The organism is Eisenbergiella sp. OF01-20 (assembly GCF_003478085.1).
Classification (GTDB): Bacteria; Bacillota; Clostridia; order Lachnospirales; family Lachnospiraceae; genus Eisenbergiella.
Map to the genome: position 1 here is coordinate 1 of NZ_QUES01000096.1, position 992 is coordinate 992.

General features: G+C 47.8%; 1 protein-coding gene. It reads left to right on the forward strand.

Translation table 11 applies throughout. The annotated features are described in order from the left end of the window. Nucleotides 1–408: 408 nt before the first annotated feature. On the forward strand, nt 409–992 hold a 584-nt coding region (locus tag DXA36_RS32600), incomplete at its 3' end, for a hypothetical protein (protein WP_147366679.1).

A 992-nucleotide genomic window follows, 5' to 3' on the forward strand; every position in this document is an offset into this window, starting at 1 on the left:
ACACCGCTCTGCCAGCGGGCGGAAGGCCATTTTGCTCCTGCGAAGTTTGAGTAATCTACTATAACTATACCGCACACAGATAGGAAAAACACTAAATTTCAACTAATTTTGGAAAGAACCATAATTTTATAGGAAACAAGACGTTCCCACAATAAAAGTTCCGGCCAAAAACAGGTGATTTCCGGCCAACTGGTTGTAAGCAATCATCGTTGTCAGTATATTTAAAATTAAGTAAAGTGACGATATGGAGAGAAAGAAACCTATGTGAAGCATAGTTGTCTGTGACAGCGACGGGGCGGAACGGGAGAAGCTGTTGGAGTATGTCCGGTGCTTTGGCGGTGAGAAAAACGGAGTAGGATAAGCGGTTGGCTAATCGTCCGCCGCAGGAGTAAGGGAGGAAGAAATAAAATGAAAAACTATAAGAAAATTTTGTCATTTATCCTGACGGTTATTTTGGCGGTAGGCTTGTCGCCTGCGATGTTCAGCTTCGCAGCAGGCGATGGCGGCACCATCCCGATTCGCATATCGGAGGTTTTGGAAACGCTGAAGGATACCGGAGGGAAAGGAATTAGCTATGGGCTGGAAGGGCTGCCGGAGGATTTGGCAGCAGAACTGGAGGACTTGGTGATTCTCAAGAGAGGATCAGTCAATGAATTGAAGTATTACATCACGGCCGAAATCCCGGGTGAATACGACGAAGAGAATCCGTATGCCTGCCTTCAGGGCCTATCCGTTATACTTATCAATCTGATGAATGAGAATATAGCTTACCCTGAGATTCATATTGAGGACAGCGGTTCCTTTGGTTTCACCGTAACCGGGGAAGCGGAGCAGTTTTGGGAGGCTGCCGGGAAAGAGGAGGATGAGACCCAGGCTGCTCCGGCCCAGGCGTTGTCAGAAGCAGCTACTTCAGATGAAAAAATGAAGGAAAGCGGGGAGAGTTATGAGGGGGGGATGTCTTCTTCCACTCCGGATAGACTTGCTTCCGCACC